Here is a 1,105-nt window from a genome sequence, read left to right on the forward strand (position 1 = left end):
GACAACCGGCTACGGCCCCCGCGTCAGGGGGACGCGGACGACGGGCACGGTCTGGTCGTGGACGGCGCGGGCACAGACCGCTGGGCCTCGCTGCTGGCCACCGGGGACGCCGTGTTCGGCCGACTCGCCTGGTGGCCGGCGGTGACCGGCACCGATGTGCGCACCCCGCTGCTGGCCGCGCTCATCCGGCCGTACGCGGAAAACGGAACCGCACCGGCCGCGACCCGCCCGGCAAGCCGACCAGGCCACTTCGCCGACGCGGGCATGACCATCCTGCGCGGTCCGGAAAAGATCTGGTGCCGCTGCGACGGCGGCCCGCACGGCTTCCTGTCCATCGCCGCGCATGCCCACGCGGACGCGCTGTCCGTGGAGGTCCGGCACGACGGGGTCGACGTGCTCGCCGATCCGGGGACGTACTGCTACCACGGGCAGCCCGAGTGGCGGCAGTACTTCCGCTCGACCCTCGGCCACAACACCCTGCAACTGGACGGCAGTGACCAGTCCGTCTCCGGCGGCCCGTTCCTGTGGACCCGGCATGCCCGCAGCCGCGTCCTGGTCGCGGACACGTCCGACGCCTCCGCCGGGGGGACGGCCCGCTGGTGTGCCGAGCATGACGGTCACCAGCCCTCCGTGCACCGCCGCCGGGTGGAACTGACGGCCGCGAACCAGGAGTTGAGGATCGTCGACGAGGTCCGCGGCCAACACGGCCCGCACCGGGCCGTGCGGCTGGCGTTCCACCTCGGCCCCGCGATCGCCGCGGACCTGGCGGACAACCGGGCCGTGCTCACGTGGACCCGGGACGGCGAGGACCGCTCCGCGGTGCTCGACCTGCCCGGGCAGCTGAGCTGGCGGTCGCATCGCGGCGAGACCGACCCGCCCCTGGGCTGGTACTCCCCCGGCTTCGGGCGCAAGGAACCCGCCACGACGCTGGTCGGCACCGGCTTCGCCGACGGCGTGGAGGGGTTCACGACTGTGCTCAGGTTCCGCGGCCGGGAGGACGAGTGAGCGTCAAGAGGAGGCACTGGGCGCCGGCGGCGGCAGCGCTGGCACTGGCCCTGCTGACGGTGGCCGGCTGCGACGGTTCGCAGGGCACCAAGGCGGAGCC

1 protein-coding gene is annotated in these 1,105 nt (G+C 74.2%); it reads left to right on the top strand.

What is annotated here, in order from left to right:
• A partial coding sequence (locus tag O3Q52_RS53400) for a heparinase II/III-family protein (RefSeq protein ID WP_269655589.1) occupies positions 1-1,005 on the top strand: 1,005 nt, incomplete at its 5' end.
• Between the last annotated feature and the right edge of the window lie 100 nt (positions 1,006-1,105).

Origin of the sequence: Streptomyces sp. ActVer, from assembly GCF_027270795.1 — a bacterium.
GTDB classification, from domain to species: Bacteria; Actinomycetota; Actinomycetes; order Streptomycetales; family Streptomycetaceae; genus Streptomyces; species Streptomyces umbrinus_A.